General features: G+C 41.1%; 29 protein-coding genes. 10 read left to right on the forward strand and 19 right to left on the reverse strand.

What is annotated here, in order from left to right; translation table 11 throughout:
- Positions 1-2: 2 nt before the first annotated feature.
- The gene (locus tag BS1321_RS06620) at positions 3-1,205 is read right to left on the reverse strand and encodes a metallophosphoesterase family protein (protein WP_232522802.1); all 1,203 of its coding nucleotides are present in this window, start codon (positions 1,203-1,205) and stop codon (positions 3-5) included.
- Positions 1,206-1,400: 195 nt separating this feature from the next.
- Positions 1,401-2,324: a cysteine synthase A gene (gene cysK, locus BS1321_RS06625; protein ID WP_063232268.1), complete on the reverse strand. Its 924-nt coding sequence runs from the start codon at positions 2,322-2,324 to the stop codon at positions 1,401-1,403.
- Positions 2,325-2,665: 341 nt separating this feature from the next.
- Here cysK and BS1321_RS06630 point away from each other — a divergent pair, with 341 nt between their 5' ends.
- Positions 2,666-2,854 (forward strand): YhzD family protein, encoded by a 189-nt coding sequence (locus tag BS1321_RS06630; protein ID WP_063232269.1) that lies wholly within the window; start codon positions 2,666-2,668, stop codon positions 2,852-2,854.
- A gap of 105 nt (positions 2,855-2,959) precedes the next feature.
- Here the strand turns inward: BS1321_RS06630 and BS1321_RS06635 are convergent, their stop codons facing one another.
- Both BS1321_RS06635 and BS1321_RS06640 read right to left on the reverse strand, forming a co-directional pair.
- Positions 2,960-3,757 carry an enoyl-CoA hydratase gene (locus BS1321_RS06635; protein WP_081112841.1) on the reverse strand — a complete coding sequence of 266 codons (798 nt, stop codon included), beginning with the start codon at positions 3,755-3,757 and terminating at the stop codon, positions 2,960-2,962.
- Positions 3,758-3,850: 93 nt separating this feature from the next.
- Positions 3,851-5,467, reverse strand: coding sequence for a long-chain fatty acid--CoA ligase (locus tag BS1321_RS06640; protein ID WP_063232270.1), 1,617 nt, complete (start codon positions 5,465-5,467; stop codon positions 3,851-3,853).
- 273 nt (positions 5,468-5,740) lie between these two features.
- On the opposite strand from BS1321_RS06640, the gene BS1321_RS06645 reads away from it, so the two are divergent.
- Both BS1321_RS06645 and BS1321_RS06650 read left to right on the forward strand, forming a co-directional pair.
- The gene (locus BS1321_RS06645; protein ID WP_155726443.1) at positions 5,741-5,962 is read left to right on the forward strand and encodes a hypothetical protein; all 222 of its coding nucleotides are present in this window, start codon (positions 5,741-5,743) and stop codon (positions 5,960-5,962) included.
- 119 nt (positions 5,963-6,081) lie between these two features.
- Complete coding sequence (locus BS1321_RS06650) at positions 6,082-6,960, forward strand: dimethylarginine dimethylaminohydrolase family protein (RefSeq protein WP_174524155.1); 879 nt, start codon at positions 6,082-6,084, stop codon at positions 6,958-6,960.
- Between the two features lie 67 nt (positions 6,961-7,027).
- Here BS1321_RS06650 and BS1321_RS06655 read toward each other — a convergent pair whose 3' ends face one another.
- The 10 genes from BS1321_RS06655 to BS1321_RS06700 form a co-directional block, all read right to left on the reverse strand.
- Positions 7,028-7,438, reverse strand: coding sequence for an HIT family protein (locus BS1321_RS06655; RefSeq protein ID WP_063232272.1), 411 nt, complete (start codon positions 7,436-7,438; stop codon positions 7,028-7,030).
- Positions 7,439-7,574: 136 nt separating this feature from the next.
- Positions 7,575-7,970 (reverse strand): hypothetical protein, encoded by a 396-nt coding sequence (locus BS1321_RS06660; protein ID WP_063232273.1) that lies wholly within the window; start codon positions 7,968-7,970, stop codon positions 7,575-7,577.
- A gap of 170 nt (positions 7,971-8,140) precedes the next feature.
- The gene (locus BS1321_RS06665; RefSeq protein ID WP_063232274.1) at positions 8,141-8,785 is read right to left on the reverse strand and encodes an urease accessory protein UreH domain-containing protein; all 645 of its coding nucleotides are present in this window, start codon (positions 8,783-8,785) and stop codon (positions 8,141-8,143) included.
- A 21-nt stretch (positions 8,786-8,806) separates the two neighbouring features.
- Positions 8,807-9,622, reverse strand: a complete 816-nt coding sequence (locus BS1321_RS06670) for an urease accessory protein UreD (RefSeq protein ID WP_063232275.1) — start codon at positions 9,620-9,622, stop codon at positions 8,807-8,809.
- A complete protein-coding gene (ureG, locus tag BS1321_RS06675; protein ID WP_048687385.1) occupies positions 9,619-10,236 on the reverse strand; it encodes an urease accessory protein UreG in 618 nt (205 codons plus the stop codon). Before ureG ends, BS1321_RS06670 begins: the two co-directional genes overlap by 4 nt.
- Before the next feature lie 50 nt (positions 10,237-10,286).
- A complete protein-coding gene (locus tag BS1321_RS06680) occupies positions 10,287-10,973 on the reverse strand; it encodes an urease accessory protein UreF (RefSeq protein WP_174524156.1) in 687 nt (228 codons plus the stop codon).
- Entirely contained in the window at positions 10,966-11,412 is a 447-nt protein-coding gene (gene ureE, locus BS1321_RS06685; RefSeq protein ID WP_063232276.1) for an urease accessory protein UreE, read from the reverse strand. Before ureE ends, BS1321_RS06680 begins: the two co-directional genes overlap by 8 nt.
- A gap of 10 nt (positions 11,413-11,422) precedes the next feature.
- On the reverse strand, positions 11,423-13,132 hold the full coding sequence (gene ureC / locus BS1321_RS06690; protein ID WP_063232277.1) for an urease subunit alpha: 1,710 nt from the start codon (positions 13,130-13,132) through the stop codon (positions 11,423-11,425).
- Positions 13,133-13,136: 4 nt separating this feature from the next.
- Positions 13,137-13,451 (reverse strand): urease subunit beta, encoded by a 315-nt coding sequence (locus BS1321_RS06695; RefSeq protein ID WP_063232278.1) that lies wholly within the window; start codon positions 13,449-13,451, stop codon positions 13,137-13,139.
- A 13-nt stretch (positions 13,452-13,464) separates the two neighbouring features.
- Complete coding sequence (locus BS1321_RS06700) at positions 13,465-13,767, reverse strand: urease subunit gamma (protein WP_048687392.1); 303 nt, start codon at positions 13,765-13,767, stop codon at positions 13,465-13,467.
- Between the two features lie 343 nt (positions 13,768-14,110).
- On the opposite strand from BS1321_RS06700, the gene BS1321_RS06705 reads away from it, so the two are divergent.
- Positions 14,111-14,560, forward strand: a complete 450-nt coding sequence (locus BS1321_RS06705; protein ID WP_063232279.1) for a DinB family protein — start codon at positions 14,111-14,113, stop codon at positions 14,558-14,560.
- Positions 14,561-14,948: 388 nt separating this feature from the next.
- Here the strand turns inward: BS1321_RS06705 and BS1321_RS06710 are convergent, their stop codons facing one another.
- The 4 genes from BS1321_RS06710 to BS1321_RS06725 form a co-directional block, all read right to left on the reverse strand.
- Positions 14,949-15,221, reverse strand: coding sequence for a transcriptional regulator SplA domain-containing protein (locus BS1321_RS06710; RefSeq protein WP_230160273.1), 273 nt, complete (start codon positions 15,219-15,221; stop codon positions 14,949-14,951).
- A 114-nt stretch (positions 15,222-15,335) separates the two neighbouring features.
- Entirely contained in the window at positions 15,336-16,202 is an 867-nt protein-coding gene (locus tag BS1321_RS06715; RefSeq protein WP_063232418.1) for a Cof-type HAD-IIB family hydrolase, read from the reverse strand.
- A 149-nt stretch (positions 16,203-16,351) separates the two neighbouring features.
- Positions 16,352-16,708 carry a YlbF/YmcA family competence regulator gene (locus tag BS1321_RS06720; protein WP_034314741.1) on the reverse strand — a complete coding sequence of 119 codons (357 nt, stop codon included), beginning with the start codon at positions 16,706-16,708 and terminating at the stop codon, positions 16,352-16,354.
- Between the two features lie 72 nt (positions 16,709-16,780).
- Entirely contained in the window at positions 16,781-17,920 is a 1,140-nt protein-coding gene (locus BS1321_RS06725) for a DUF445 domain-containing protein (protein ID WP_063232280.1), read from the reverse strand.
- Positions 17,921-18,056: 136 nt separating this feature from the next.
- Here BS1321_RS06725 and BS1321_RS06730 point away from each other — a divergent pair, with 136 nt between their 5' ends.
- The 6 genes from BS1321_RS06730 to BS1321_RS06755 all read left to right on the forward strand — a co-directional run bounded on the left by BS1321_RS06730 (position 18,057) and on the right by BS1321_RS06755 (position 23,610).
- A complete protein-coding gene (locus BS1321_RS06730) occupies positions 18,057-19,418 on the forward strand; it encodes a YheC/YheD family endospore coat-associated protein (RefSeq protein ID WP_081112842.1) in 1,362 nt (453 codons plus the stop codon).
- 16 nt (positions 19,419-19,434) lie between these two features.
- On the forward strand, positions 19,435-20,505 hold the full coding sequence (locus BS1321_RS06735; RefSeq protein ID WP_063232283.1) for a YheC/YheD family endospore coat-associated protein: 1,071 nt from the start codon (positions 19,435-19,437) through the stop codon (positions 20,503-20,505).
- A gap of 3 nt (positions 20,506-20,508) precedes the next feature.
- Entirely contained in the window at positions 20,509-21,876 is a 1,368-nt protein-coding gene (locus BS1321_RS06740; protein ID WP_063232284.1) for a YheC/YheD family endospore coat-associated protein, read from the forward strand.
- A complete protein-coding gene (locus BS1321_RS06745; protein WP_063232285.1) occupies positions 21,873-23,069 on the forward strand; it encodes a YheC/YheD family endospore coat-associated protein in 1,197 nt (398 codons plus the stop codon). The genes BS1321_RS06740 and BS1321_RS06745 overlap by 4 nt, the downstream gene beginning before the upstream one ends.
- Positions 23,070-23,132: 63 nt before the next feature.
- Positions 23,133-23,336, forward strand: coding sequence for a YheE family protein (locus BS1321_RS06750; protein ID WP_063232286.1), 204 nt, complete (start codon positions 23,133-23,135; stop codon positions 23,334-23,336).
- An 85-nt stretch (positions 23,337-23,421) separates the two neighbouring features.
- Complete coding sequence (locus tag BS1321_RS06755) at positions 23,422-23,610, forward strand: hypothetical protein (protein ID WP_063232287.1); 189 nt, start codon at positions 23,422-23,424, stop codon at positions 23,608-23,610.
- Between the two features lie 33 nt (positions 23,611-23,643).
- Here the strand turns inward: BS1321_RS06755 and BS1321_RS06760 are convergent, their stop codons facing one another.
- Positions 23,644-23,877 carry a hypothetical protein gene (locus BS1321_RS06760; protein ID WP_063232288.1) on the reverse strand — a complete coding sequence of 78 codons (234 nt, stop codon included), beginning with the start codon at positions 23,875-23,877 and terminating at the stop codon, positions 23,644-23,646.
- Positions 23,878-24,005 lie beyond the last annotated feature (128 nt).

Below are 24,005 nucleotides of genomic sequence, written 5' to 3' on the forward strand. Positions count from 1 at the left end.
ACTCATTTATTCGCTTCAAAAACTTGCAAAAGCCATCTTTCCGCTTCATCCAAAAGCTCCCTCTCCTCTTCCGGCTCTATTGAATCTAGAAACCTTCTTGCACCTGGATGAATATAAAGCGGGGCAAGAGCAGCCTCCGTATCATCAAATTCAGAAGCAAGCCTGGATACCTCAGCCATAAATGGCGATATTCTTTCATTTGACCTAATCATCGGCATGGACTGGATGACTTTGATTTTATACACCCAGACAAATGATTCCCCCTGGTCCTCTTCCTGCAAGATCCGGGTCAATTCTTCAAGATATTCCCCGGAAGCTCCTGCTGCGTCACCTGCATCCAGCTTCAATTCCAAAAGAAAGCTTCTCCCATCGAAACCCTTCTGTTCAATTACTTCCTTGCATTGCTTGAACAGGGCATCAAATCCACCTTCCGCGGATATTTCAATTGTTTCGCTTTCCCATATCACTTGAGAGGTTTCAATAAAGGAATGACGCTTCATGTCCCCGTCGAATTCGACGAGCAGGCATCCTTTAGCGCCAGACTCCTTTCTGTTCCTGCCTTGAATATTCCCTGGGTATATCACTAGCGGATCTTCTGAAACCACCTGATGCTTATGAATATGGCCTAATGCCCAGTAATCGAAATCTTTAGCAGTTAGTTCCTTCAATGAAAAAGGGGCGTATGGGCTATGTTCGGAATTGCCTTCCAAATTCCCATGAAGCAGACCTATATGATAATCGGCCCCTTCAGCTTTTATGTAGGTTTCTATCATTCTCTCCCTTACGTGACGGCGTGGATAACTGAATCCATAAAGGTTGACAGTCGTCCCATTGATTTTTTCAAACCGTTTCACTTCGGTTTGCCCTGAAAATACGTGGACATTATCCGGCAGCTCCACAGTAATCCATGAGCCGCTAAGATGATCATGATTACCATGAATGATATAAGCAGGGATCTGATGTTGCTGGAGTTTTTCCATTTCGGTTCGAAAGCGGACCTGTGTCCGGAGACTCCGATTTTCCCCATCAAATAGATCTCCCGATAACACGATAAAGTCAACCTGATGGGAAATTGCTTCTTTAATGATAGTTTGAAAAGCTTTAAACGGACTTTCCCTTAATTCCTTTAATATAGATGACGGCATATCCTTCAACCCTGAAAAGGGACTATCCAAATGGAGATCCGCCGCATGAATGAACTTCACACCGCTCAAAAGTATCACCTCGATTTCTATCAACATTTCACATTTAATTTTAACATGAACAGAACATACTTTCCCATACATTATTATTTTAATATGGCATCCTGGTACCTAGATATTCCAGTATGGGCAAATTCAACAGGAAAAAGACCGAATGGCGTGAACATTGTTTCATGCACGGCATTCGGTCTTTTTTCATCATTTAAAAATATCCATACTTAAATAGCGTTCACCATTATCCGGTGCAATGCATAATACTCGTTTTCCACTTCCAAGACGACGGGCTTCCTGCAGGGCAGTCCAGACAGAGGCACCTCCTGAAGGTCCAATCAATATACCTTCCTTCGAAGCCATATCCTTCATGGTGGAAATCGCATCTTCATCAGCCGCTTGAACGATTTCATCAAATACCTCTGTATTTAAGATGGTGGGGATAAAACCAGGGCTCGTACCCACTAACTTATGAGGCCCAGGCTTTCCGCCGGATAGAACTGGAGAACCCTTAGGCTCGACAACGACAACCCTTAAATCCGGAAGATGTTCTTTTAAGGCTTCACCAGTACCGGTAATCGTCCCTCCCGTTCCAGCAGTAGCGACAAACACATCCAGGTTTCCATCCATCTGATCTAGAATCTCGGCTGCTGTCGTCACTCTGTGAATATCAGGGTTGGCTTGGTTTTCGAATTGCTGCGGAATAAAGCTATTAGGAATCTCTGCGGCGAGTTCCTCAGCTTTTCGAATGGCTCCCGGCATCCGCTCAGATGCAGGGGTGAGGACAACTTCTGCTCCGTATGCTTTTAAGATATTGATTCTTTCTTTCGACATATTATCCGGCATGACCATAATGGCCCGATACCCCTTTGCCGCGGCATTCATAGCAAGCCCAATACCTGTATTCCCTGATGTTGGTTCTATGATCGTGGCCCCAGATTGAATGATATCATCCAATTCAGCCTGCCTAATTAAGTTGAAGGCAGCCCGATCTTTTACGCTGCGGCTCGGATTGAAATATTCAAGTTTCACAAATACTTCAGCGTCACCCTCCGCTGTTAAATGATTAATCCTTACAACAGGTGTATCTCCTATCAATTCAGTGATATTATTAACGATTTTTACCGTCATTCAAAAAATCCCCCTTCGGCCCATACACTTCCTACATGCACTTTTACTCAGGTTTATTATATCATTTATGATTTTTCATTTTAAAGAGAGAATTCCTCTAGTATAAATAGGTTTTGTTTTCATTCTTTCCAAACTTAAAGGAAAAAAACTTTGAAATTAGTTCGATATGGTTATTTTCCATCATTTTTCAAGATTTTCAGCTACTTATCAATATTCCCTGTCTTATTACATTTCCCTCACATAACAATAGTCAAAATTGACAGATAATGATAAAATTTTTATAACAGTTCCTATCTTTTAGATAAAAGACAGTATTATTTTTGACAAGGGAGTTTTTGAAAATGAGCAGAATATACAAATTAACGGTTTTTGAACCGTCAGGGGAAAAACTATTGGATGAATCATTTACAGCCGAGAATGATGAACAAGCAAAAGAATTGGGACAAAATCTATTGAATGAAAAAAACTATCAAGATCAAACACATCGCTGTACATCACCTTCAGGCGCTTTATTGCTTTTTCATCGCTGATTTGAAATGGAAGCGCAATCACTAAAGATGTAATCAATTTTTCTACATCCTCCTTTTTAAACTATATAGGAAAGGCCGTCACAAAAACGTGACGGCCTTTCTCATTCATTTTCCGATGAAGTTCGGTTTCCTTTTTTCCACGAAAGCTTTTATTCCCTCTTGGTGGTCCGCTGTTTGGCGCATTTTCATCTGAGCAGCTTTTTCAATCTCAAGCATCTTAATTAGTAGTGGGCGATTTTTTTCACTAAGGATCTTTTTCGTTTTAATCATGGCCTGAACCGGGCTTTGCAGCCATGATTGCACTTTCTTCTCTACCGCATGTTCCAAGGTTCCGTCTGCCACTTCATGAATGAGGCCCTTGTCTTTTGCTTCAAGCGCTGTAAGAACTTTACCTTCCCAGATCAATTCTTTCGCACCCACTTCACCAAGGCGACGTTCAAGGAAGAAGTGTCCGCCGCCATCAGGGATTAATCCAATCCCGATAAAATTCATCGCAACCTTACTTTCCGAATCGGCAATAAGATGATCGGTTGCAAGAGCTATACTCAACCCAAGCCCTGCAGCTGCACCATGAATGGCACTGATGGTCAATTTAGGCATGAAGTATAGAGTGGTCACCAATTCACTGATTCCATCCATCAGTTCATTGAAAGCGTTTTCTTCTCTAGGCGAGAGCATCATCTTAATGTCACCACCCGCGGAAAATGCTTTTCCATTTCCTTTTAAAATGACGACGTCCACTTTATCATTCTCACTTACTTCCTTAAGGGCATTAATAAAATCATGCAGCATTTTCGGATTTAAAGCATTCATGGCCTCTGGACGGTTCATTGCAACAGTAGCCGTCCTGTCCGAATATGTGACTAAAACAGTGCCGGCAGGTGATGTCGATTCAATACTCAATTTATTTCCTCCTCTTTCGTTCTATGACTCTATTATATATTTTTCGTCCATTAACAGAATAGGGTGAAAAGTTATAATTAAACAAATATAGCATTATTTATTGATATATTTATCCTGAAGCTGATCACGCAATGCCCTTTTCAAGAACTTCCCAACACCGGTTTTCGGGATTTCATCCAAAAAGACCACTTCATCAGGCAGCCACCATTTTGCAAACTGCGGCTTTAAAAATTCGATGATGTCCTCCTGGGACACATGCCCCTTGTATGCGTCCTTCAAAACAACACAGGCAATCGGCCGTTCCTGCCATTTTTCATGAGGCACTGCAATTACCGCCGCCTCAAAGATTCCTTCATGAGCCATTAATGCATTCTCTATATCTACGGAAGAAATCCACTCACCGCCACTTTTTATCAAGTCCTTAGTCCGGTCGACGATTTTCACGAATCCTTCTTCATCAATCGTGACAACATCCCCCGTATACAGCCAGCCATCTTTAAACGTATCTTCTGACCGCCCATCCTTAAAATACTCATTTGCTATCCAAGGACCCCTGATCAGCAATTCTCCCATTTCTTTTCCATCAGGTTTCACTTCGCCATCCTGACCGATCACTTTAATTTCTATCATTGGCGAAACAAGGCCCTGCTTGGCCTTCAACTCATAAAGTTCTTCTTCAGGGAGGTCTTCCTGATAGCTTTTTGGTTTGGATATAAATACGAGCGGGCTTGTTTCAGTCATTCCATAGGCATGCAGGAATGGTATCCCATACTTCTGTTCAAAGGTTTTAATCATGCTTTTCGGAGCAGCCGACCCTCCGCATAAAACAGCACGAATGCTGCTCGTATCATGGCTGCCTTCTTCTAGCTCCTTCAATAAGCCCATCCATATCGTCGGAACCCCTGCTGCGATTGTAACCTTCTCCGTTTCTATAAGCTCAGCCAAAATCTTTGGGGTGAAATAGGGTCCCGGCAAAACCATCTTCGTTCCAAACCAAACACTGGCAAAAGGCATGCCCCAGGCATTCACATGAAACATAGGCACGACAGGAAGGGCCACATCACGTTCGCTTAATGCTGTAGAATCGGCAAGCCCCAGTGCAATCGCATGCAACAAAATTCCGCGATGTGAATAAACCACACCTTTTGGATTCCCGGTCGTGGCGGAAGTATAACATATGCCGGCAGGTGCATTTTCATCCAAGGTTTGAATGAATGGCTGTTTCGGATTCCCTTCGGCTAATAATTTTTCATAATGATAAATAGGAGAAAGGGTCGTATCGGGCAGCTCCTCTTTATCCGTCATTATGATATAACCTTCCACTGTCGTTAACTCATCTTTAATTGCTTCCAAAAGGGGGATGACATCCGGGTCTATCAATAATAACCGATCCTCCGCACTATTGACGATATAAGAAACATGTTGAGGAGACAGACGCATATTAATTGTATGTAGGACAGCACCATGACAAGGAATCGCAAAATAAGCTTCTAAATGACGATGATGGTTCCAGGCAAGTGTTCCAATACGGTCACCTGTTTGAATACCGAATTTTTCAAGATTACTTGTCAGCCTTCTTGTACGCTCAGCTATCTCAGCATATGTAAATGTATGAATTCCACCATCCGTACGCGAAACTACCTCTTTCTTCGGAAAATATTTTTCAGCTCTCTCAATGATTTGAGTCATGATCAATGGAGTATCCATCATTACAATCTCCCCCTTATATTAAAAGCATGCTCATTATATATTCGACCAGAAAAAAAATAATCCTTTTTCCCTAGGTGCCTTTTACGATTATTTTGAATCCGGCTTTATCTAGATGATATTTTCAAATAAAAAAAGGATCTAAACCAGATCCTTTCTGTTTGACGACAAAAAGGACGTTCGGAACGCCCTCACCCACGAACCATGTTTTTAAAAGAAAACTTGGTTATCCTTCATGTTTTTTTACTTTTTTATATGGATGAAAACCTCCCTAGATTGATGAAATTTGCGACACTCCTTCCGAATAACTGGCTAGTCGAGACCCCACAGCCGCTTGCTTTGATGCGGCTTGGCAGACAGTCGGCGGAAAGGGAGTGGATTTCGGAAATCAACTGGAACGTTTTTTTAATAAAAAAACTGCAGGCAAACTCGCTTTTCTTCGAATTGAAAGGATCTAACCGGGATATATCGGATTCATTTATTAGGAGCGTAATCTGAAATGTTATTTTTAAACCATCCAAATTTAGTGGTACAGTTCTCTGACATATTTTTTATGTTTCTTTCTAGAAAAAAGAGGAAATAGTAAAGATACAATTATATTTAGAGGGAGCTCATTTATGGTAAACAAAATAAACGAAGAACTAGAAGCTTATTGTGCGAGTGAATATTCAAAGCTGTCACGAGTGATCGTCTGTGAACCTCGTTACATGGAGATCCGGGAGATCATTAACGAAACTCAAAAAGAGTTTCAAGAAGAAAATATCGATCAAGGACTTGCCTTGGAGCAGCACACCCAATTTATAAGGGCTCTTGAACATGAAGGGATTGAGGTCATAAAACTTCCGCCGAAATTTACATATCCAGAACAAGTCTTCACGAGAGATATCGGTTTCACTCTTGGCAATACCGTTTATGTAGCTGAGTTGGCAACAGGTATCAGGCAGGGTGAAGAACTAATATTGAAATCCTGGCTCGAAACGAACGATATCCCACTTGTCAATCTCCGCAAAAATCATATCGAGGGCGGAGATGTCATTATTGACGGAAAGACCATCTATATTGGAGTCAGTGAAAGAACGGATGAAACATCCATCAAGCATCTTCAAACATTATTACCGGAATACAATGTCATCGCGGTTCCTTTCGTTGAAAAATTCCTTCATTTAGATTGTGTATTCAATATCATATCACCTACAGAGGCGCTTATTTTTCCAGAGTCCTTTACAAAAAAAGAGATGGATCTATTAGCTTCACGTTATGACATGATCGAAGTGACTAAAGAAGAACAATTTACATTAGGAACCAACGTACTTTCGATTGGGAATAAAAAATTATTCAGCCTTCCATGTAATAAACAGGTAAATAGTCAGCTTCGTGAACGCGGATACGAAGTCATTGAAGTCGATATAAGCGAAATCATCAAGTCCGGTGGCTCTTTCCGTTGTTGCACCATGCCACTATTGAGGACAACGAATAAGAAGACTGATTTAGCCTAAGCAGAATGAAAGAAACCGGACTTGTATGGAAGTCCGGTTTCTTTCTCCTTTTTTAAACAAAGTGTTATCAAACATTATTATAGATTTTTGTATAGGAAATCACGCATCTGTTTCTTGCATGAAGCAAAACCGGTCTAACTGATTCCACCGAACGTCCAAACTCGTACATCCATTCATATCGAGGAACCATCCAAGTATGAAAATGGTGGGTAGTATCCTCATTGTAAAAATAATAAACATGTTCTATCCCTAATATTTCCCTTTGAGCTTTTCTAATCTTGGATAATAAGTTTATGTAATCAACCTTTTCTGGTTCATTTAATTCATCAAAGCACTTAATATGGCGTTTAGATGCTAAAATAACTAAACCTTCAATGGAATATGCAACGTCTTGGTGAGCATGAAAATATTCTGATTCGACTATTACACCACCCTCAACTTCCACCGTTTTTCCATTAGATAAAGTAATTTTCCACATAAGTCCCCCAAAAGATTACACCTTAAAAATCCGGATACGCTAAATAACTCTAACTCTGTTGATATTCGGGCACATGAGAGTTCTAAATACAATAAAAAGATGCTTGTCTGGAATTTTGCGGATCTTTTCCTTTTCATTAATGCAGCAGTCTTAATATAGTTTCAGAATCCTTTCTATTTAACTGTACATAATGGCTATGTTCATCCTTCGTCAATTCTACAATATTTTCATCCGTATTAACCCAAACATAAAATACAGCTATTTTACCTTCGCTTTTTTCATCATTAAAATAAAAGATGAAGTCCGCCTTAGGATGATCCTTCTCCAATGCGAATTCTTCCCAATCAGCATTCTTTACTATTTCTTTTGTTTTTTCTGTTTTCCCCATTTCTATCTTTTCTTTATATGCTTCGAATTTGTAGTTTTCACCTTCATATTTTTGAACGGAAATATGTTCTTGCTTTGTTGTGCAACCTGATGCTAACGTTATTGATATTAGACTAAGTGCAACCAGGAACGGTTTCCTTTTCATTACATGTCATCTCCTCATACCCCAATGGATTAATTATCCAATATATTTCATTATACTAGTCCTCTCAAAAGAGTAATAGGAATGTTTATCGATTTATAAACAGCAAAAAAACCCTCAAGCTTTTGGCTTGAGAGTTCATGAACCTTGTATCCCTTGCATATGGCCTGCATTCAACCAAACCATACAGAAAATAGTTCCTCGTTGATGCCCAGATTGTACATATAATAGATTCCGAAAACCGTGCTTATCACACCTGTCAATCGTATGAGTAAACGATTGACTTTTTTGGAGGAAGAGCTTGTGACAAAGGGGATGCTTAAAATCGTAGTGAACAGAAGCATGCCTATACAAGTACCTACACCAAATATGATAATGTAGATTGCCCCCTGCCATGCTTCATCTATCGTACTTATAGTAAGAAGGACCATTGCAGCACTGCCTGCAAGTCCGTGGACAATTCCCACTAACATCGATTTCAGATATGTAGCCCGGCCTGTATGGTCATGCCGCTCCGTTTGCTTCCAAGAAAAAATCGTCGTGATACCTAAATATACCAGCATGATTCCCACAAGAAATTCCAATGACATTGCCCAAGCTTCCGGAATTTCGTTTTTCAAAAGGATCAGGATGACACCGAACACCAAAAGAGTAAGTGTATGCCCGATTCCCCAAAATACGCCTGCAAGTGAAGATTTCCATATTTTCTTGCTTTGGCTCGCAATCGTAGAAACGGCAATGATATGATCGGGTTCCAGAGCATGCTTGATGCCTAATACAAATCCAATGCCTAAAACCAGCAATAAACTCATTTCCATAAAACACAGCCTTTCCCTTTACTAATATTTACGATAAAAAATTGGATCCTCCCGAAGCATTTTCCTTCGGAAGAGATCCTCACAAACTGAAAATACCTTTTCTATCTGTTGAGTTTGATTTGCCAATACCCGCAGCATCAAACCCCGTATTGGCAACCGGGAAAAACCTATTCTAACATTGCTTCCTAACGGAGAAAGCATTTCATCGAGTTCGGTAATGAATTCCCCATCCACCTCTTGATATATCAATAATAGCGAGCCAAAATGACTATATCCTTCCAATAAAAGTACAGAGTCCATCTCGTCTGAAGGATTCAGAAACAAGTGGTCCATTATCAGCCTTTTACCATCTTGAAACACGTTCAATTTGGAGCGGATCCAATCATATGTAAATGCCCCCCTGCTCTCTGACCATCCTGGTGTAAATATATCAGTCATCAACAATCCCGCTCCGCTTTCCATATGTATCGTCGTATCCTGAATATATCGAGCAGATTCATAGGCAATTACAGGGTCCTGAACATAGGTAAGAAAACTTTCCTTTTTTAAAACTAACTCGGTTTTCTGCACTGCCGGCTCATCCATCGTTTTGTATATCTTTGTCGCAGACTGTGTCGTCAATGTCATTGTAGCCCCTTCTTCCAAACAAAAAAGCTGATGGTACTTGTCACCACCTACATAGCCGCCTCCAACATGAATGAGAAAATAGGTAGGTGAAAGTTCATCAAGAAACACAGGACGGGACAATTTGAATGCCCCGTCATAATAAGCATCACTCACTATCGTTCGAGCATTTTTCAGTACCGCCTTTATGCGAATGCTGCCTGTCCAACTCACTGCTCAAGACCTACTAGAAACGCCTCTGACTTTATCCAGTTCACGACATCAGTCAAACCCTTTTCGTCTTTTAAGTTAGTAAAAAAGAAAGGTTTATCCCCTCGGGTCGTTAATGTATCCCTCTCCATCACTTCCAGGCTTGCTCCTACATACGGGGCCAAGTCCGTTTTATTAATGATGAATAAATCCGATTTAATCATTCCCTGGCCACCTTTCCGAGGGATTTTCTCCCCTTGTGCGACATCAATGATATAGATTGAAAAGTCAACGAGTTCAGGGCTGAAGGTCGCCGCTAAATTATCACCGCCGCTCTCCACAAAAATCAAATCCAGTTCCGGATGGAGTTCCATCAATTCATCAATCGCTGCAAAATTCATCGAGGCGTCCTCACGTATAGCTGTATGTGGACAGCCGCCGGTTTCCACACCAATGATTCGATTTTCAGGAAGTACACCATTTTTCATTAAAAACAGCGCATCTTCTTTTGTATATATATCATTCGTTACAACTGCCATGCTGAAGTCATTTTCCATTACCCGTGTCAACTTCTCGACAAGCATCGTTTTTCCGGCACCAACCGGGCCGCCTACACCTATTTTGACTACTTGTTTCATCTATTATCGATTTACCTCCATATGAGGCAAACCTGTCACCTCTTTTCTGGTTAACTCATAAATAGTCTTACATGTAAACCCTCATGCCTCATTTGGGCGATTTCCAATCCCGGCAGTGTCCGTCCGAGTTCATCCTCTGGAAGTCCTTTAATGAATGCAACGGCTGTCTGGATGACCTCATGTGTCCAAAATAACAATGATTGTCCAGCTGTCTGACCTAAAGGGATTCCTCTTACTGCATTTTGGATCAGCGAGGACACGGCTGCATACAAACAGGCATGAATGGCCATTTCTACGGTAAGGTTCAGTTCGTTACACACAAGCGCAAATACAATGGCCGGATGTCCATAGCATTGTTTTCCTTTGATTTTCTTCAAGTATGCCGATAACTCTTTGGATGGGTATAAGTTCGAGCATAGTTTAGCCATCTGCTGTCCAATTCTTTTCGAGGCTTCCCTGGATTCCCGGGCGGAACATGCGGCATAAAGCAACTCATCCAGATCCCATATTCCTTCAGCCCTATGACTACTTACAAATTCATATGCAAGCCGGCACCCCAGTCCATCTGTATAAGTTAAAGATTTAGAAATGTATACCTTCAAAAACTCCTTTAAAGAAGTTGCATCATGGATCTTCCCTTCTTGAATGTAAGTCTCCATCCCGAATGAATGGGAGAACGACCCAGAAGGAAAATTGGAATCACAAAGCTGGATCAACGGAAACAAACGTTCAATCATGTGAATGGCCGATATGACGGAATGCCTGCTTCACCTTTCTCTTTTCACGACGAAACGGTATATCAAGTTCCATTAAAAGCTCTTCCACCAGGTAATCATATTGAACAAGCATTTCATCCCCATCAAATTGGGCAGGTAAGTGGCGATTTCCCAATTGATGCGCTATATCGCCCATCTGCCCTAGAGTTGTAGGCAAGATCGTCAAAATATCGTCATCTATTGTATGGATCACAATCATATTATTTTCATCCATATAAAGGATGTCGCCATCCATCAAATCCTTGTTTTCTTTAAGGCGTATCCCAATTTCATTTCCATGATCCGTTTTAACCCTTAGTATCCGTTTTCTTAATGCATCGCTTTCCAGATAAACCTTTTCCATATGTTTCGCTTTTTTTTCAATAAACTCTATATTCCCCAATACTTCTTCAACTATCATGTCATTCACCTCAGAATAAAAAGTATCGTTGCGCCATCGGCAGGATTTCCGCCGGCTCACACGTAATTAAATCACCATCCACCGTCACTTCATATGTTTGCGGATCAACTTCTATGACAGGGGTCTCCCCGTTTAACTTCATATCTTTTTTTGTAAGATTGCGAATGTTCGAGACAGTCTTCACTATTTTTTTCAAACCCAGGTCATCATGAATCCCCGCTTCATATGACGCTTTTGATAGGAACGTAATCGACGTACTCGCAACGGCCTTTCCAAAACTTGCAAACATCGGGCGGTATAACACGGGTTGAGGCGTTGGAATCGAAGCATTCGGATCTCCCATCATACTGTGCGCGATCATGCCCCCTTTTAGAATCATGTCCGGTTTAACCCCGAAAAAGGCAGGATCCCATAGCACCAAGTCTGCGAATTTCCCTTCTTCCACAGATCCGACGACATCAGAAATCCCATGTGTAATTGCAGGATTTATCGTATATTTGGCAATATAACGCTTAACGCGGAAATTGTCCCCTTCCCCTGTATCCTCCAGCATTTTGCCACGCTGCTTTTTCATCTTATCGGCCGTCTGCCATGTTCGTAGTATAACTTCTCCTACACGACCCATCGCTTGGGAATCGGAGCTGATCATGCTAAAGACACCCAGGTCATGAAGAATGTCTTCAGCTGCAATAGTCTCTTTTCTTATCCGGGAATCGGCAAAAGCGATATCTTCCGGAACGGATGGATCCAAATGATGGCATACCATCAGCATATCCAAATGCTCTTCCAACGTATTGATGGTGTATGGACGGGTAGGGTTCGTCGAGGACGGGAGAATATTCGGATAACTAGCCGCCTTGATGATATCAGGGGCATGCCCCCCGCCCGCTCCTTCGGTATGATATGTATGAATGACACGGCCGTCGATCGCTCTGATCGTATCCTCGACGAAACCACCTTCATTAAGCGTGTCGGAATGAATCGCCACTTGAACATCGTAAACGTCAGCCACCATTAAACTTGTATCGATCGCTGCAGCCGTCGTGCCCCAATCTTCATGTAATTTCAGCCCGATCGCACCAGCCTCTATTTGCTCAGCAAGCGGTTCTTTGGCCGAGGAATTACCTTTACCCAAAAAACCGAGATTCATAGGGAAATGATCTGCTGCTTCGAGCATTTTATGTATATTCCAAGCTCCCGGAGTACACGTCGTGGCGTTCGTTCCCGTTGCTGGTCCGGTTCCCCCACCGATCATTGTCGTGATCCCGCTTGACAGTGCAGTCTCGATTTGCTGCGGGGCAATGAAATGGATGTGGGCATCAATACCTCCAGCTGTAACGATCTTACCTTCAGCTGCAATTATTTCGGTAGCTGCTCCTATCACCATTGTCACCCCATCCATCAATAGGGGATTTCCCGCTTTTCCTATAGCTGCAATATTTCCATCCTTCACGCCAATGTCCGCTTTATAAACGCCTGTATAATCGATGATGATCGCGTTGGTAAAAACAAGATCCATCACCTCATCTCTTGAAGCGGTTGGATGTTGCCCCATACCATCACGGATCACTTTACCCCCGCCAAATTTCACTTCATCCCCGTACTTTGTAAAATCCTTTTCCACTTCTATAAAAAGCTCGGTATCTGCCAATCTAATTAAATCCCCTGTTGTCGGACCAAACATGTCGGCATATTGCTTACGTGACATTTCATGACTCATATTTTCACTCCTTATCAAGCGGACCATTCGTTTTATTGCTTAATCCATAAACTTCCCTCTTGCCGCTGAATGGGACCAGTTCGATTTCCTTCGCATCGCCCGGCTCAAAACGGACAGCTGTACCAGCAGGAATGTTCAGCCTTTTCCCAAAAGCATTCTCACGAATGAACTCCAGTCCAAGATTCACTTCATAAAAGTGAAAGTGTGAGCCAATCTGTATCGGACGGTCTCCCCTGTTGATGACTGTTATGACCGTTGAAATCTTTCCCTCGTTACATACGACCGGTTCTTTTTTCAAGATAAATTCACCTGGTATCATGGCCTCATCCTCCTTACTGAATCGGATTATGAACAGTCACAAGCTTTGTACCATCCGGAAACGTTGCCTCAACTTGAATATCATGAATAATCTCAGGAATCCCATCCATAACATCTTCACTTGAAAGAATCGTCCTGCCAAATTGCATCAGTTCCGATACTGATTTCCCATCCCTGGCTCCTTCGACTATTTCATAGGTAATCAAGGCAATGGATTCCGGATAGTTCAATTTCAAGCCGCGATCTTTTCGCCTTCTTGCCAAATCTGCCGCCACTACAACCATTAACTTTTCCTGTTCCCTTGCTGTTAAACGCATACCCTCTCTCCTTTTGCCAAACTATACCGCCAAATATTCCAAGTACTCTCCATTAAATTTGGATGCACTCTTCCCTTGCAATAAATGCATACACTTACTTCAATTACCATCACTTTGTTTCTCTTTCCGCACCTTAACTTTACATATCTATGTAAGTTTACCTGACATTATTTTAATTATAATAAATTTTCTGACAATTACAACCCTTAAAATGAAATAAATTGTAAATTGATAAGCCTTTCCCTTTTGAAAAGGCTTATCTAAAATTTGATAATATTGAAATATCCTTGCTATAATTTCATGAGTAGCGGTAAGAAAAACAAGATTGAAAGGGGAATGTAAAATGAATTATATTAATAATCAACTGACAGCCATGCGTGGCAATCTTTTAAAAGAAATCGAGGGAATCAATCCAGAGTTTATGGATGTGCAGCCAGAAGGCTTTAATAATACAATCCATTGGCACATCGGACATGTTCTTACTGCAGCGGAAAAATTTTTATTGAACTCCAACAGCAACTTACCAGCGAATTACAGCCAGCTATTCGGATATGGTTCAAAACCTGCCGACTGGACCGGAGATGTACCTACAGTTGAAGTTTTAAAGCAACAGTTGCATGATCAACTTGATCGACTTCTTGAAATTCCGGAAGAACAATTGGCAGAAAAAACAGCACAGCCTTTCAACGGAATGGAAACAGTGGGAGAATTCATTAATTTTGTAGTCTTGCACGAAACTAATCATATAGGCCAAATTCACGCAATGAAACTATTCATACAATCCAATAACTGATATTAAGTAACTGTCACTCTGTTTTTCTTAAAAAAAGAGTGACAGTTTTTTTATTTAAGACGGAAATTCACCAGTCAAATTTGCTGTTTTAATCACTAATGGCTTCTGACATGTGAGTATCGGTGCGTTTACACGTAAGTTTGGAGCAATTACTCATGAGTTCCGAGCTTTTACTTGTGAGTTTGGAGCAAATACTCGTGAGTTTGAAGCTTTTACTCGTAAATTCGGAGCATCTACTCGTGAGTGAGTTTGGATCCTTTTTATGGGTCCAATCGATGCAAGCTACGTTTGTTCGACGCTCTAATTTAATAATCAAAAGAAACCCCCGCTCTTTAAGCGAGGGCTTTCATCTGTTCATTCTCTTTCCGTAAAGCGAAGTATTCGCTCTTCAAGTCATCTGGTCCTGGTTATCCATATAATCACTGTATGCTTTTTCCGCTGCGGCTTCCGAAGTGAACAAAGCATCATCATCCTCAATCGTATGAAATGTATCGTTCAGGAACAAGGCAACTGCATTGGGATCTTTGGGATGCGGAACAATTTCCGCTGCCCTTATATTCGAAACGGTAGGAACATGGGGATTATTATAAATCACAAACACCTCGTCACCGACTTGCACTTCTTTTGCATTGATTACACCCATTGAATTCTTCCTTTCCATTACTGATTTTCCTTTAGTTTATGGAAAGAAACTTATAATTATTATGAAATATAACATGTCTCGCAAGCGGCATTATCTGAATGGGGCCCCTTCTATATGAAGAGGCCCCGCCATTCACTTAAGCATATTCATCTTTTGTAAAAAATCGATCGGATGCTGTTTCCGGAAAAATTCCCTCAGCATATAGGCAACACCCTCTTGATCATTGGAGCGTGTCACCCATTTTGCAACTTTCCTTACTTCCTCATCCGCATTGCCCATGGCAACTCCCAGACCAGAACCGGCAATCATCTCCATATCATCCAATCCATCTCCAATCGAGACGATTTCCGTTCTTTTCACCTCTAAATGGTCAGCTAAATACAATACACCACTCCATTTAGAAACACCCTTAGGAACGATTGTCACTTTATGTCCTGGATGTAAGATTGCATCCACTTCAGGGAACATTTCCTTTATCAATTTCAACATATCATTTCGATCACTTTTTTCTGAAAATATTATGTCCATCTTCGTCGGGGCCATCGGCTGGTCAAAAAGCTCTTCACTGATATCGTCCACATAATTTTGAGCATAAATATTTTGATCATTCATATACATAACCGTTTTACCAAGCAAATTCTCCGGAAGGTTCACCCGATTGCCCAGCGAGTATTTTTCATGAATGAGCAATATTTGGCACGTGGTCTTTTCAAGCATTTGCACGAGCTCTGCAGTCAGTTCTTCTGATATTCTTTTTACCATTATAGGCTTTTCTATGGAAGCTCCGACAAAGGCTCCTTGCTGAGCAACGATCATCGGATTTATTTTTAGGGCTTTGGCCACTTTTTTTGCTGAGTGATAGTTTCTTGACGTCACAAGTGCAACATGGACACCTTTTTGGTGAACATAATCTATTGCTTCTTTAGTCGATTTATTTAAACGGCCATTCGATTGGAGCAATGTCCCGTCGATATTGACCGCAAGTAATCGATATACCATGCTGATCTCCCCCATCTGTAGTATCCTCTTTCAAATTTATGACTAAAATTTCGAGAATAGAACAAATAGTGGTTCATGACCCTTGCACCCGTGCTTTCAGGGAACAAAAAAAACCCCCAACCATTATAGAAGGGAGTCTCTCCAACTGCTTATTGCTGTTGTTCAGGCAAGCCATATAAATCTTCAAGCGGCTTCATGATAATTTTATTGAGGTCTGCGATGACCATGCTCATCCGTTGTTCAGCTTCCATCAATTGTGAAATGGTTGGGTTTTGTTGGACAAGCTGTACCGTCTTTTGTGCTTGCTCAACCTCTTCCGGTGCAATCTCCTGTCCCATCATTTGCTTTTGCTGCAATGACATCTGCAGATTACGGAAGTTTTCAAACATTCCTTTTGTTGCTTCATCAGAATTGACAAGATCATATAAGCGTTGCAAATCGGCATATTCATTACTTGCCCTAATCGCCTTTTCCATTTCATACGCTGCATCATATACGTTACTCATTTTTTCCCCTCCCGGTAATCATTGTATTCCTACACCTTTTCCACTATAACAAATCCGATTGCGAATTACACGTCATCCTATTAAAACAGTTACGAAACCTTGAAATAAACCGATTATTCCACCAAGCAGAGCCCCAAGGTATGTGATCATCGACAATTCCTTCTTAGTGATGGAAACGACCATTTCCTCAAGTCGGGACACCGAAAATGATGAAACCTGTTCTTCCACGATATCGCCCAAATGCAGTTTTTGGAATAGCGGCTGAAAATGATTGATTAAGTACTCGGCACCTTTTTCCACGAAGATCGGGACGCCCTTTTCCACAATGGTGTCCGAGAAATTGGCCGTCAATTCTCGAACCGGCTTATTCATGATCGAAGCGACAGGCAGCATTTCAGCCGTTTTTTCGGTAATCATTTGTTTTATCGTTTCTCGTCCAACCATTCCCTCGATTTTCTCTACATCCCATTTCTCGAGATTTCCCCACTCTTTCACCATCATCACTGACAATATATCAATCGTTCTCGATTGTTCAAAGAACTTAATGATTTCCGGCAGAATCTTATCAATTAACTTTTCGTTTCCAATGAACATCTGAATTAAATTGATCAGCTTGCCCCGTTCCTTGAAAAAATCATCCAACATGTCTTCAAGACGGCTTTTACCTTCTGAACTGTAAAAATATTCTTTTCCCTTTTTCACGATGAAACGTGACAAATCAGGAATCGAGTCGAGGGCTTTTTGCTGAATGTGTGGCGGGACGATATCCTTCAAGCTCTTGCTCCTGTTCTCTTCCGACCAGGTTTCATATTTACCAAGAATGAATGTTTGAAATCTCTGTTCTAACGTAAATGAAGAATTCTTCATTCCCAATTGATCAAGCAATTGAGCAGTACTTTTTTCCGTGGACAATGCTTTCTTTACTTCTGCCTTCACGAAAATTTTCATATTCTGTATAGAGGCATCATTGATGGCTTTACTTTGAATGCTCTCTGGCGTGATTAAATGATCAACCACCAATTTGCCTAATTGTTTGGCTAACTCATCCTGCCGCTTCGGAATCAACCCTGGTGTCAACGGCAGCTGCTTCCCGAAAATATAGATTGGTTTATAGGGTCTGAACAGCATTCTGATAGCTAATAAATTAGTGAAGCCACCTATTACAGCACCTACGACGACCATAAACAGTATCGTTACCCAAAACTCACACATGGAATTTCTCCTTTTATTGCTCGAAATAGAGGCTTGATGACACCTTCTAATTAAAAAAACATAGAATGTGTTATCCACATTTGCCCAGCATTTAATTATAAAAGGATATCAAACTTAGTGCAAACGGGGAATTATTATGAACCTTAACCATCAGAAAGTTTTCATTACGGTAAATCCCGCAGAGACTAGAAAGAAGGCGCTACTGTTTATCGAAGAAAAACTATTTGAGGGATGGGGCCTTCAATTTGGAGAACCCGTAACGATCATGGCTGGATGCCGTTCCGTGCCGGTACTTGTCCAGCCATTTCCGTCATCCCAGCCTACATTGAAACTTTCATATGATATGAACCAAATTTTAACTTTACCCATTTTTTCCGATCCAATCTCCGTCTCATACCATGCGGAGGGAAGGTCAATTAAAATAGGCCCATTCTTCGCTTCACTCATGAACCAGACTCCCTTACAAGACGGGACATTCGGCGAGATGGAAAAATTTTATCAGGAAATGAAATCATATTGTAATCAGCAGGGCATCCCCTTCTATTTAGTAAAACTGCAGTCTCTTCAAGATGGAGTTGTTGAAGGCTACCTGCCAGGGCAAGATGGCTGGCAAACCTTGCCCCTCCCCATTCCTGATGTATTTTATAACCGGATTCATTCGCGCAAAGTTGAGGAATCGCATTCTTTCAAACTGTTTAAAACTGAACTGGAGGAGCGGTCAAAACCGATGTTCAATGGAAGGTTCCTCTCCAAACATCATGTACATGAGCTGCTAATCTTAGAAGATGAGCTGTTGCCTAATTTGCCAGAGACGATACTTTTTAACGAAAAGGAATCTTTCTTCACATTTATAGAAAAGCATTCGGTAATCTACTTTAAACCCGTATCAGGCAGCCAAGGCAGGAATATTTGCAGATTAACGCAAGTAGCTGGAAAATGGAAAATCGAGCAATCTGGACATCTCCAGGATGTGCATTTTGCTGATACGGATGAAAAGTTGTATGAAACCTTAAAAAGATTTTCCAGAAAACAATCCTTCATTCTTCAAAAAGGGATTCCCCTATTCGAAACCGATCAGAGAAAAGTTGATTTCCGCATACTTCTTCATCGGAATGATCAGCTTGAATGGAAAGTTTCATCAATGGTTGCCCGGATTGGGGACCCTGGTACTATCGTTTCCAATATTGCACAAGGCGGATTGATGAAAAATGGACCGGATTTTCTAAAGGAAGCATTTGACCTTCAGGACGCCAGCCGCATATATCAAAAGCTCGTACGGCTGGCTAAAAACACTGCCCACGCCTTAGTGGAAAACCATGACGATTCATTCGGTGAGCTAGGGATCGATTTAGCACTGGATACCGATATCCATCCATGGATCATCGAAGTGAATTCAAAACCGTCGAAAAAATTTCAAGGCAACTATGAAACATTTCGTCCGTCAGTAAAGTCAATCATAGATTTCATGCTTGCCCTTAACCGCGAAAACCATCCATAAAAGGAGTTGCTAGCACGTGTTAATAGGATTAATGGCCGCGTCGGATATACATGAAAACAACTACTTCACCGAAATAGCCAAAACCGCTAAATCATTTAATATGAAAGTTTGTAAATTCTTACCGGAAAATATAGATATGGGTCTAAAAAAAGTGCGGGGCGAGCGTTTTGATGCCGAAAACGAAACTTGGATCGCCGCATCTTTTGATTTACCTGATTTTGTATATGATCGCTGTTTTCACGGATTAGTTCGTGAGTCAACCGAAACGCGACACAAAATCGATTGGTTAAAAGATAACTCGAATTTCTTAGGGCTGGGCCTTCCTGGTAAGTGGGAAGTGTACCAAATCCTAAAAAACCATCCACACCTACAGGCATTTTTTCCAGAGACCGTACAAGTGACGACACCTGAAGATATAACCGGTCATTTGGAACGCCTGGATAAAATCATCATCAAACCTGAATTCGGTGCAGGCGGTACAGGAATCTATCTTCTTTCAAATACCGAAGACGGCACTTTGGTATCCATGACGAAAAAGGGCACCAAATATGACCGCCAATTCTCTTCCAAATCTCAGCTTAACAAATGGCTGCAGCATTTATTAAATCGATACCGTTACCTCTGCCAGCCATATTTGGAACTTTGCAACCAAAATAACGAGCCATTTGATTTACGGATTTTACTTCAAAAAAACGAGAGGAATCACTGGATGGAACGGGGTCGCGGAATTCGGACGGGACAAAAAGACGGAATTACCTCAAATCTTGCCACAGGCGGGGAAGCCTTTTCACTGGATACTTTCATCAAAAGAAACCCGGAAACGATTACGATTGCTGTCGAACGAAAGATTCAGCATATCCTTCGTACCCTGCCCATAGAAACCGAAGCTGTCTTTGAAAGATTATTCGAGTTGGGGATTGACCTAGGCATCGATAAAAAAGGTCAAATATGGATAATGGACATTAACTCGAAGCCCGGAAGGAAAATCATTCAGGCACTTCAGCCGGAGACCATGAAAGATATTCATCGCGCACCGTTTCAATATAGCCAGTATTTAGCCGAACATCTTCAGAAAGCAGGTGAATAGAAAGTGAGAAAGACTTATCCTGCCGAAATTGCCGCTATCCCTGGCAATGTTCTCTTCTACCCTTCAGAGCTTGGAGATTTGGCAGAGATTGAATTAATTTATTTCGGACGACATTCATGTCCTGCCATCATCAAACAAAACCCGGCAGTCAATCAATCAATCGTCCTATCTGAAAGTCTTGCGGAATCTCTAATATTCGATCATACCGATATTCCCCTTCATTTATTCATATACGGCAAGAGCATCCATATAGGACCCCTTGTCGGAATTTTTTCTTCAGGCTTCACTGGCCTTTCAAACAAACCATTAGGGGAGAGATCGGAATTTTTCTCAAAGCTCCTTTCGCTTAGCAGGACCACAGGCTGTATCCCCTTTGTTTTTGGAGAGAATGTAATCAATTGGGATGAGGAGACAATCAAAGGCTATGTATTTGATAACGATGACTGGCACATTAATGAATTTCCTTTTCCTAATGTCATCTATGACCGTCTCCCAAATCGTTTGATGGAAAACCGCGATGGACCTAAAGAAGTGAAGCAAAAATTCCAAAAAGAATATACCATTCCTTGGTATAATCCAGGTTTTTTCAATAAATGGGATGTAAATGAAAGGTTATGCGCTGATGAGCGGGCACTGCCTTATTTACCGGAAACGTACCCATTTCAATCCATGTCCGTGGTGGAAACCCTTCTTTCCCATTACCGGCAAGTTTATATAAAGCCCATTCACGGCAGCCTCGGTCTAGGGATTCACCAAATTCTTTATGATAAGCATGAGGATGTTTACTATTGCCGCTATACAAATGAAGCAAAAGAAAATAAACTTCAAAAGTTTTCAACATTGGAATCCATTGTTAAACATATTTTTCACGACCGACCGCTTGAGAATCTTATCGTGCAGCAGGGCATCCCATTAATTCGATCTGAAAAACGTCCAGTGGATTTCCGGGTTCATACGAACAAGGACAGTAATGGAGAATGGCAGGTAACCGCGATCGCCGCAAAAATCGCAGGCGCCGGCAGTGTCACGACCCACATTAAAAGCGGGGGTGTCATCAAAACGGTTGCAGAACTGTTTGGAGATGACTATGAGGCCAAGGAAGTCGAACGAAAGCTATCGGAAGCCGCACTGATTTTAAGTGACAGTATAGAAAAGAACTTGGCTGGCATCATTGCAGAAATAGGATTTGATTTTGGATTGGATAAAAAAGGGCAGGTTTGGATGTTTGAAGCCAATTCCAAACCGGGACGTTCCATCTTCTCCCATCCAAAACTCAAGGATTTCGAATTGCTGACCAGAAAGCTAAGCCTTGATTATGCCATTTATCTAACGGAACAGACGATTACGAAATCAATCAGTGTGCCGCGATGAACATTTTTTACGATATCCCCACTGAAAATTGGTACCACACTCATGAGAATGCGGAGCTTTTCGCCGGCTCTGCCGAAGAGGAAATCAGCTATAAAAAGGACCATTCAAATCAACCCCTTATTCCAATCACAATGTTTCCAGGTAACCGGATGCTTGCTGTCGGAATTTTAACCATTTCCAATCCCAAAAAGGAATCAGGTTTGGGTGGAAACCTGAACCTTTTTCGGGACCTATCCTTATATTTATTGAAACACGGAATATTGGCGTATGTATTCACAGGAAATGCCCTTCATTCTGAGTCGATGAGAGCTTATGTTTTTTCCTCCATTTCAAACAAGTGGATTGAATGTAAAGTGCCCTTACCTGACATCGTCTATAACCGTATCCCCTCGAGGAGCTATGAGGCGTCAGAGGAATTCCAAAATCTCATCAAATATTTTAAAGAATGCCGATTGAATCTATTCAACCCCTGTTTTATAGATAAATATGTGATGTTCGAAGCATTAATGGAAGATGGATCCCTCACCAATCACCTTCCCCCCACTATGGTCTTACGAAACAGCGGTTGCCTTGATGCTTTCCTGGAGACCTACAGGCATATATACCTTAAACCCTGCAAAGGAAGCCAAGGGCAGGGCATTTATACCATAATCAAAAATAATGATGATACACTATTGTTCAATAGCTTAAAGCATAGTGAGTCCTTCCCGGACTTCGCATCATTCTGGGAAACAAAAAAAAGGGATTTATTAAAAAGGAGCTACATTGCTCAACAGGCGATCATACCAAAAAAACTTTTTGGACATCGTTACGATTACCGGATTCTGGTTCATTATGAAAAAGGTTTTTATAAAGTGACCGGCAAAGCGGTAAGGATGTCACAAACTCAGGAAATCACCACCCACACTCCCCGAGGGGGTAAGCTTTTTCCTTATCAAGACCTGCAATCAAGAAGCCTGGATCTAAAATTAGCGAAAATCGCCCAAAAATGCGGAGAGATACTTTCAAAAAAAATCGGGTTTCTCGGAGAGTTTTCCATTGATATAGGGGAAGACGAATCAGGCTCTCTCTTCATATACGAAGTTAACTCAAAGCCCATGCAATTCGATGAGGAGGAAATTGAAACAAACAGGCTTTTGCATTTAAAAAATCTTTTCATTGAATTAACTTTTCCTAACCTGACAATAAAATAACACCTCCAGCTGCTGTTTTCCATTATAATTAAATGAGAAACTGTATATATGGAGGTAATACATATGATCACTCATTTTCAATGGGCACCATTGCATAAGAATCTGCCAGGATGGAAAATTTCCTTTTACTTCAACAAGCAGGCAGTCCAGGCCTTGTATCATAAAGATGGATCCATCGAGTGGACAGCCAATCCGCCCTCTGAAACAGATGAAGCCAAACTCAAAAGCATGATACATGATTTAATGATCTTCCATGTATACGAATGACCCCCCTTTACATTCATGAAATCCCTAAACAGAATAAAAAAAACTCCTTTGCCTAAACTAAAGAAAAGGCTAGGAGGGATTTATCTTGGATAAAGAAAAAATGACATTTTTGAAGGATACCGAATATGAAGGCAAGAACTCCGCTTTCTTAGACATCGACCGTTACATCAATGAAGGACTGGCTGGTGGAAATGTTTATTCAGCTGCTGACCTTCAAAACATTGAAGAAGCACATGATTTTTATGATGAAACAGATCCAAACGAAAATAAATAATAATGTTCGGAGCCTCCTTTAGGTGGCTCCTTTTTATAAAACTGCCAACTCTTCCTTTAGCCCGAACATTTCTTTATTAATTATTACATAAGCCTTTTCAAGATTAAGTAAATACTCTACTTTTTCATTTGAATTTTTTGCCTTCACATTAATTTCCTTGTTCAACCTTGCATAATTTTCACTTAAAGAAACCATTTCCTCCCCAGAAAAATTATACATAACCTGAGCTTTTAAAAAATCCGTATAGTACCTAACTGTTCCAAACATGCATTACACCTCTTTAAATTTTTTATAAAGAATACTTTTCTTTGTTCCATAGGAAGAAGAGTTCTCCTTATGATTTTGATAAAAGTCTACTATTAAATCGGATTCCTTCTTAAAAAATAAAAAAACAA

Source organism: Peribacillus simplex NBRC 15720 = DSM 1321, from assembly GCF_002243645.1.
GTDB lineage: Bacteria > Bacillota > Bacilli > Bacillales > DSM-1321 > Peribacillus > Peribacillus simplex.

Excerpts from the sequence above, each read along its gene's own strand:
- ureE (WP_063232276.1), bottom strand. The coding sequence starts at position 11,412 with ATGATAGTTGAAGAAGTATTGGGGAATATAGAGTTTATTGAAAAAAAA.
- BS1321_RS06680 (WP_174524156.1), bottom strand. The coding sequence starts at position 10,973 with ATGATTGAACGTTTGTTTCCGTTGATCCAGCTTTGTGATTCCAATTTT.
- BS1321_RS06665 (WP_063232274.1), bottom strand. The coding sequence starts at position 8,785 with ATGGAAATGAGTTTATTGCTGGTTTTAGGCATTGGATTTGTATTAGGC.
- BS1321_RS06640 (WP_063232270.1), bottom strand. The coding sequence starts at position 5,467 with ATGATGGATACTCCATTGATCATGACTCAAATCATTGAGAGAGCTGAA.
- BS1321_RS06730 (WP_081112842.1), top strand. The coding sequence starts at position 18,057 with ATGAACCTTAACCATCAGAAAGTTTTCATTACGGTAAATCCCGCAGAG.
- BS1321_RS06660 (WP_063232273.1), bottom strand. The coding sequence starts at position 7,970 with ATGAAAAGGAAACCGTTCCTGGTTGCACTTAGTCTAATATCAATAACG.
- BS1321_RS06745 (WP_063232285.1), top strand. The coding sequence starts at position 21,873 with ATGAACATTTTTTACGATATCCCCACTGAAAATTGGTACCACACTCAT.
- BS1321_RS06695 (WP_063232278.1), bottom strand. The coding sequence starts at position 13,451 with ATGATACCAGGTGAATTTATCTTGAAAAAAGAACCGGTCGTATGTAAC.
- BS1321_RS06720 (WP_034314741.1), bottom strand. The coding sequence starts at position 16,708 with ATGAGTAACGTATATGATGCAGCGTATGAAATGGAAAAGGCGATTAGG.
- BS1321_RS06705 (WP_063232279.1), top strand. The coding sequence starts at position 14,111 with ATGAATTATATTAATAATCAACTGACAGCCATGCGTGGCAATCTTTTA.
- BS1321_RS06750 (WP_063232286.1), top strand. The coding sequence starts at position 23,133 with ATGATCACTCATTTTCAATGGGCACCATTGCATAAGAATCTGCCAGGA.
- BS1321_RS06655 (WP_063232272.1), bottom strand. The coding sequence starts at position 7,438 with ATGTGGAAAATTACTTTATCTAATGGAAAAACGGTGGAAGTTGAGGGT.
- BS1321_RS06630 (WP_063232269.1), top strand. The coding sequence starts at position 2,666 with ATGAGCAGAATATACAAATTAACGGTTTTTGAACCGTCAGGGGAAAAA.
- BS1321_RS06760 (WP_063232288.1), bottom strand. The coding sequence starts at position 23,877 with ATGTTTGGAACAGTTAGGTACTATACGGATTTTTTAAAAGCTCAGGTT.
- BS1321_RS06700 (WP_048687392.1), bottom strand. The coding sequence starts at position 13,767 with ATGCGTTTAACAGCAAGGGAACAGGAAAAGTTAATGGTTGTAGTGGCG.
- cysK (WP_063232268.1), bottom strand. The coding sequence starts at position 2,324 with ATGACGGTAAAAATCGTTAATAATATCACTGAATTGATAGGAGATACA.
- BS1321_RS06715 (WP_063232418.1), bottom strand. The coding sequence starts at position 16,202 with ATGGTATATCGATTACTTGCGGTCAATATCGACGGGACATTGCTCCAA.
- ureC (WP_063232277.1), bottom strand. The coding sequence starts at position 13,132 with ATGAGTCATGAAATGTCACGTAAGCAATATGCCGACATGTTTGGTCCG.
- BS1321_RS06725 (WP_063232280.1), bottom strand. The coding sequence starts at position 17,920 with ATGTGTGAGTTTTGGGTAACGATACTGTTTATGGTCGTCGTAGGTGCT.
- ureG (WP_048687385.1), bottom strand. The coding sequence starts at position 10,236 with ATGAAACAAGTAGTCAAAATAGGTGTAGGCGGCCCGGTTGGTGCCGGA.
- BS1321_RS06710 (WP_230160273.1), bottom strand. The coding sequence starts at position 15,221 with ATGGAAAGGAAGAATTCAATGGGTGTAATCAATGCAAAAGAAGTGCAA.
- BS1321_RS06650 (WP_174524155.1), top strand. The coding sequence starts at position 6,082 with ATGGTAAACAAAATAAACGAAGAACTAGAAGCTTATTGTGCGAGTGAA.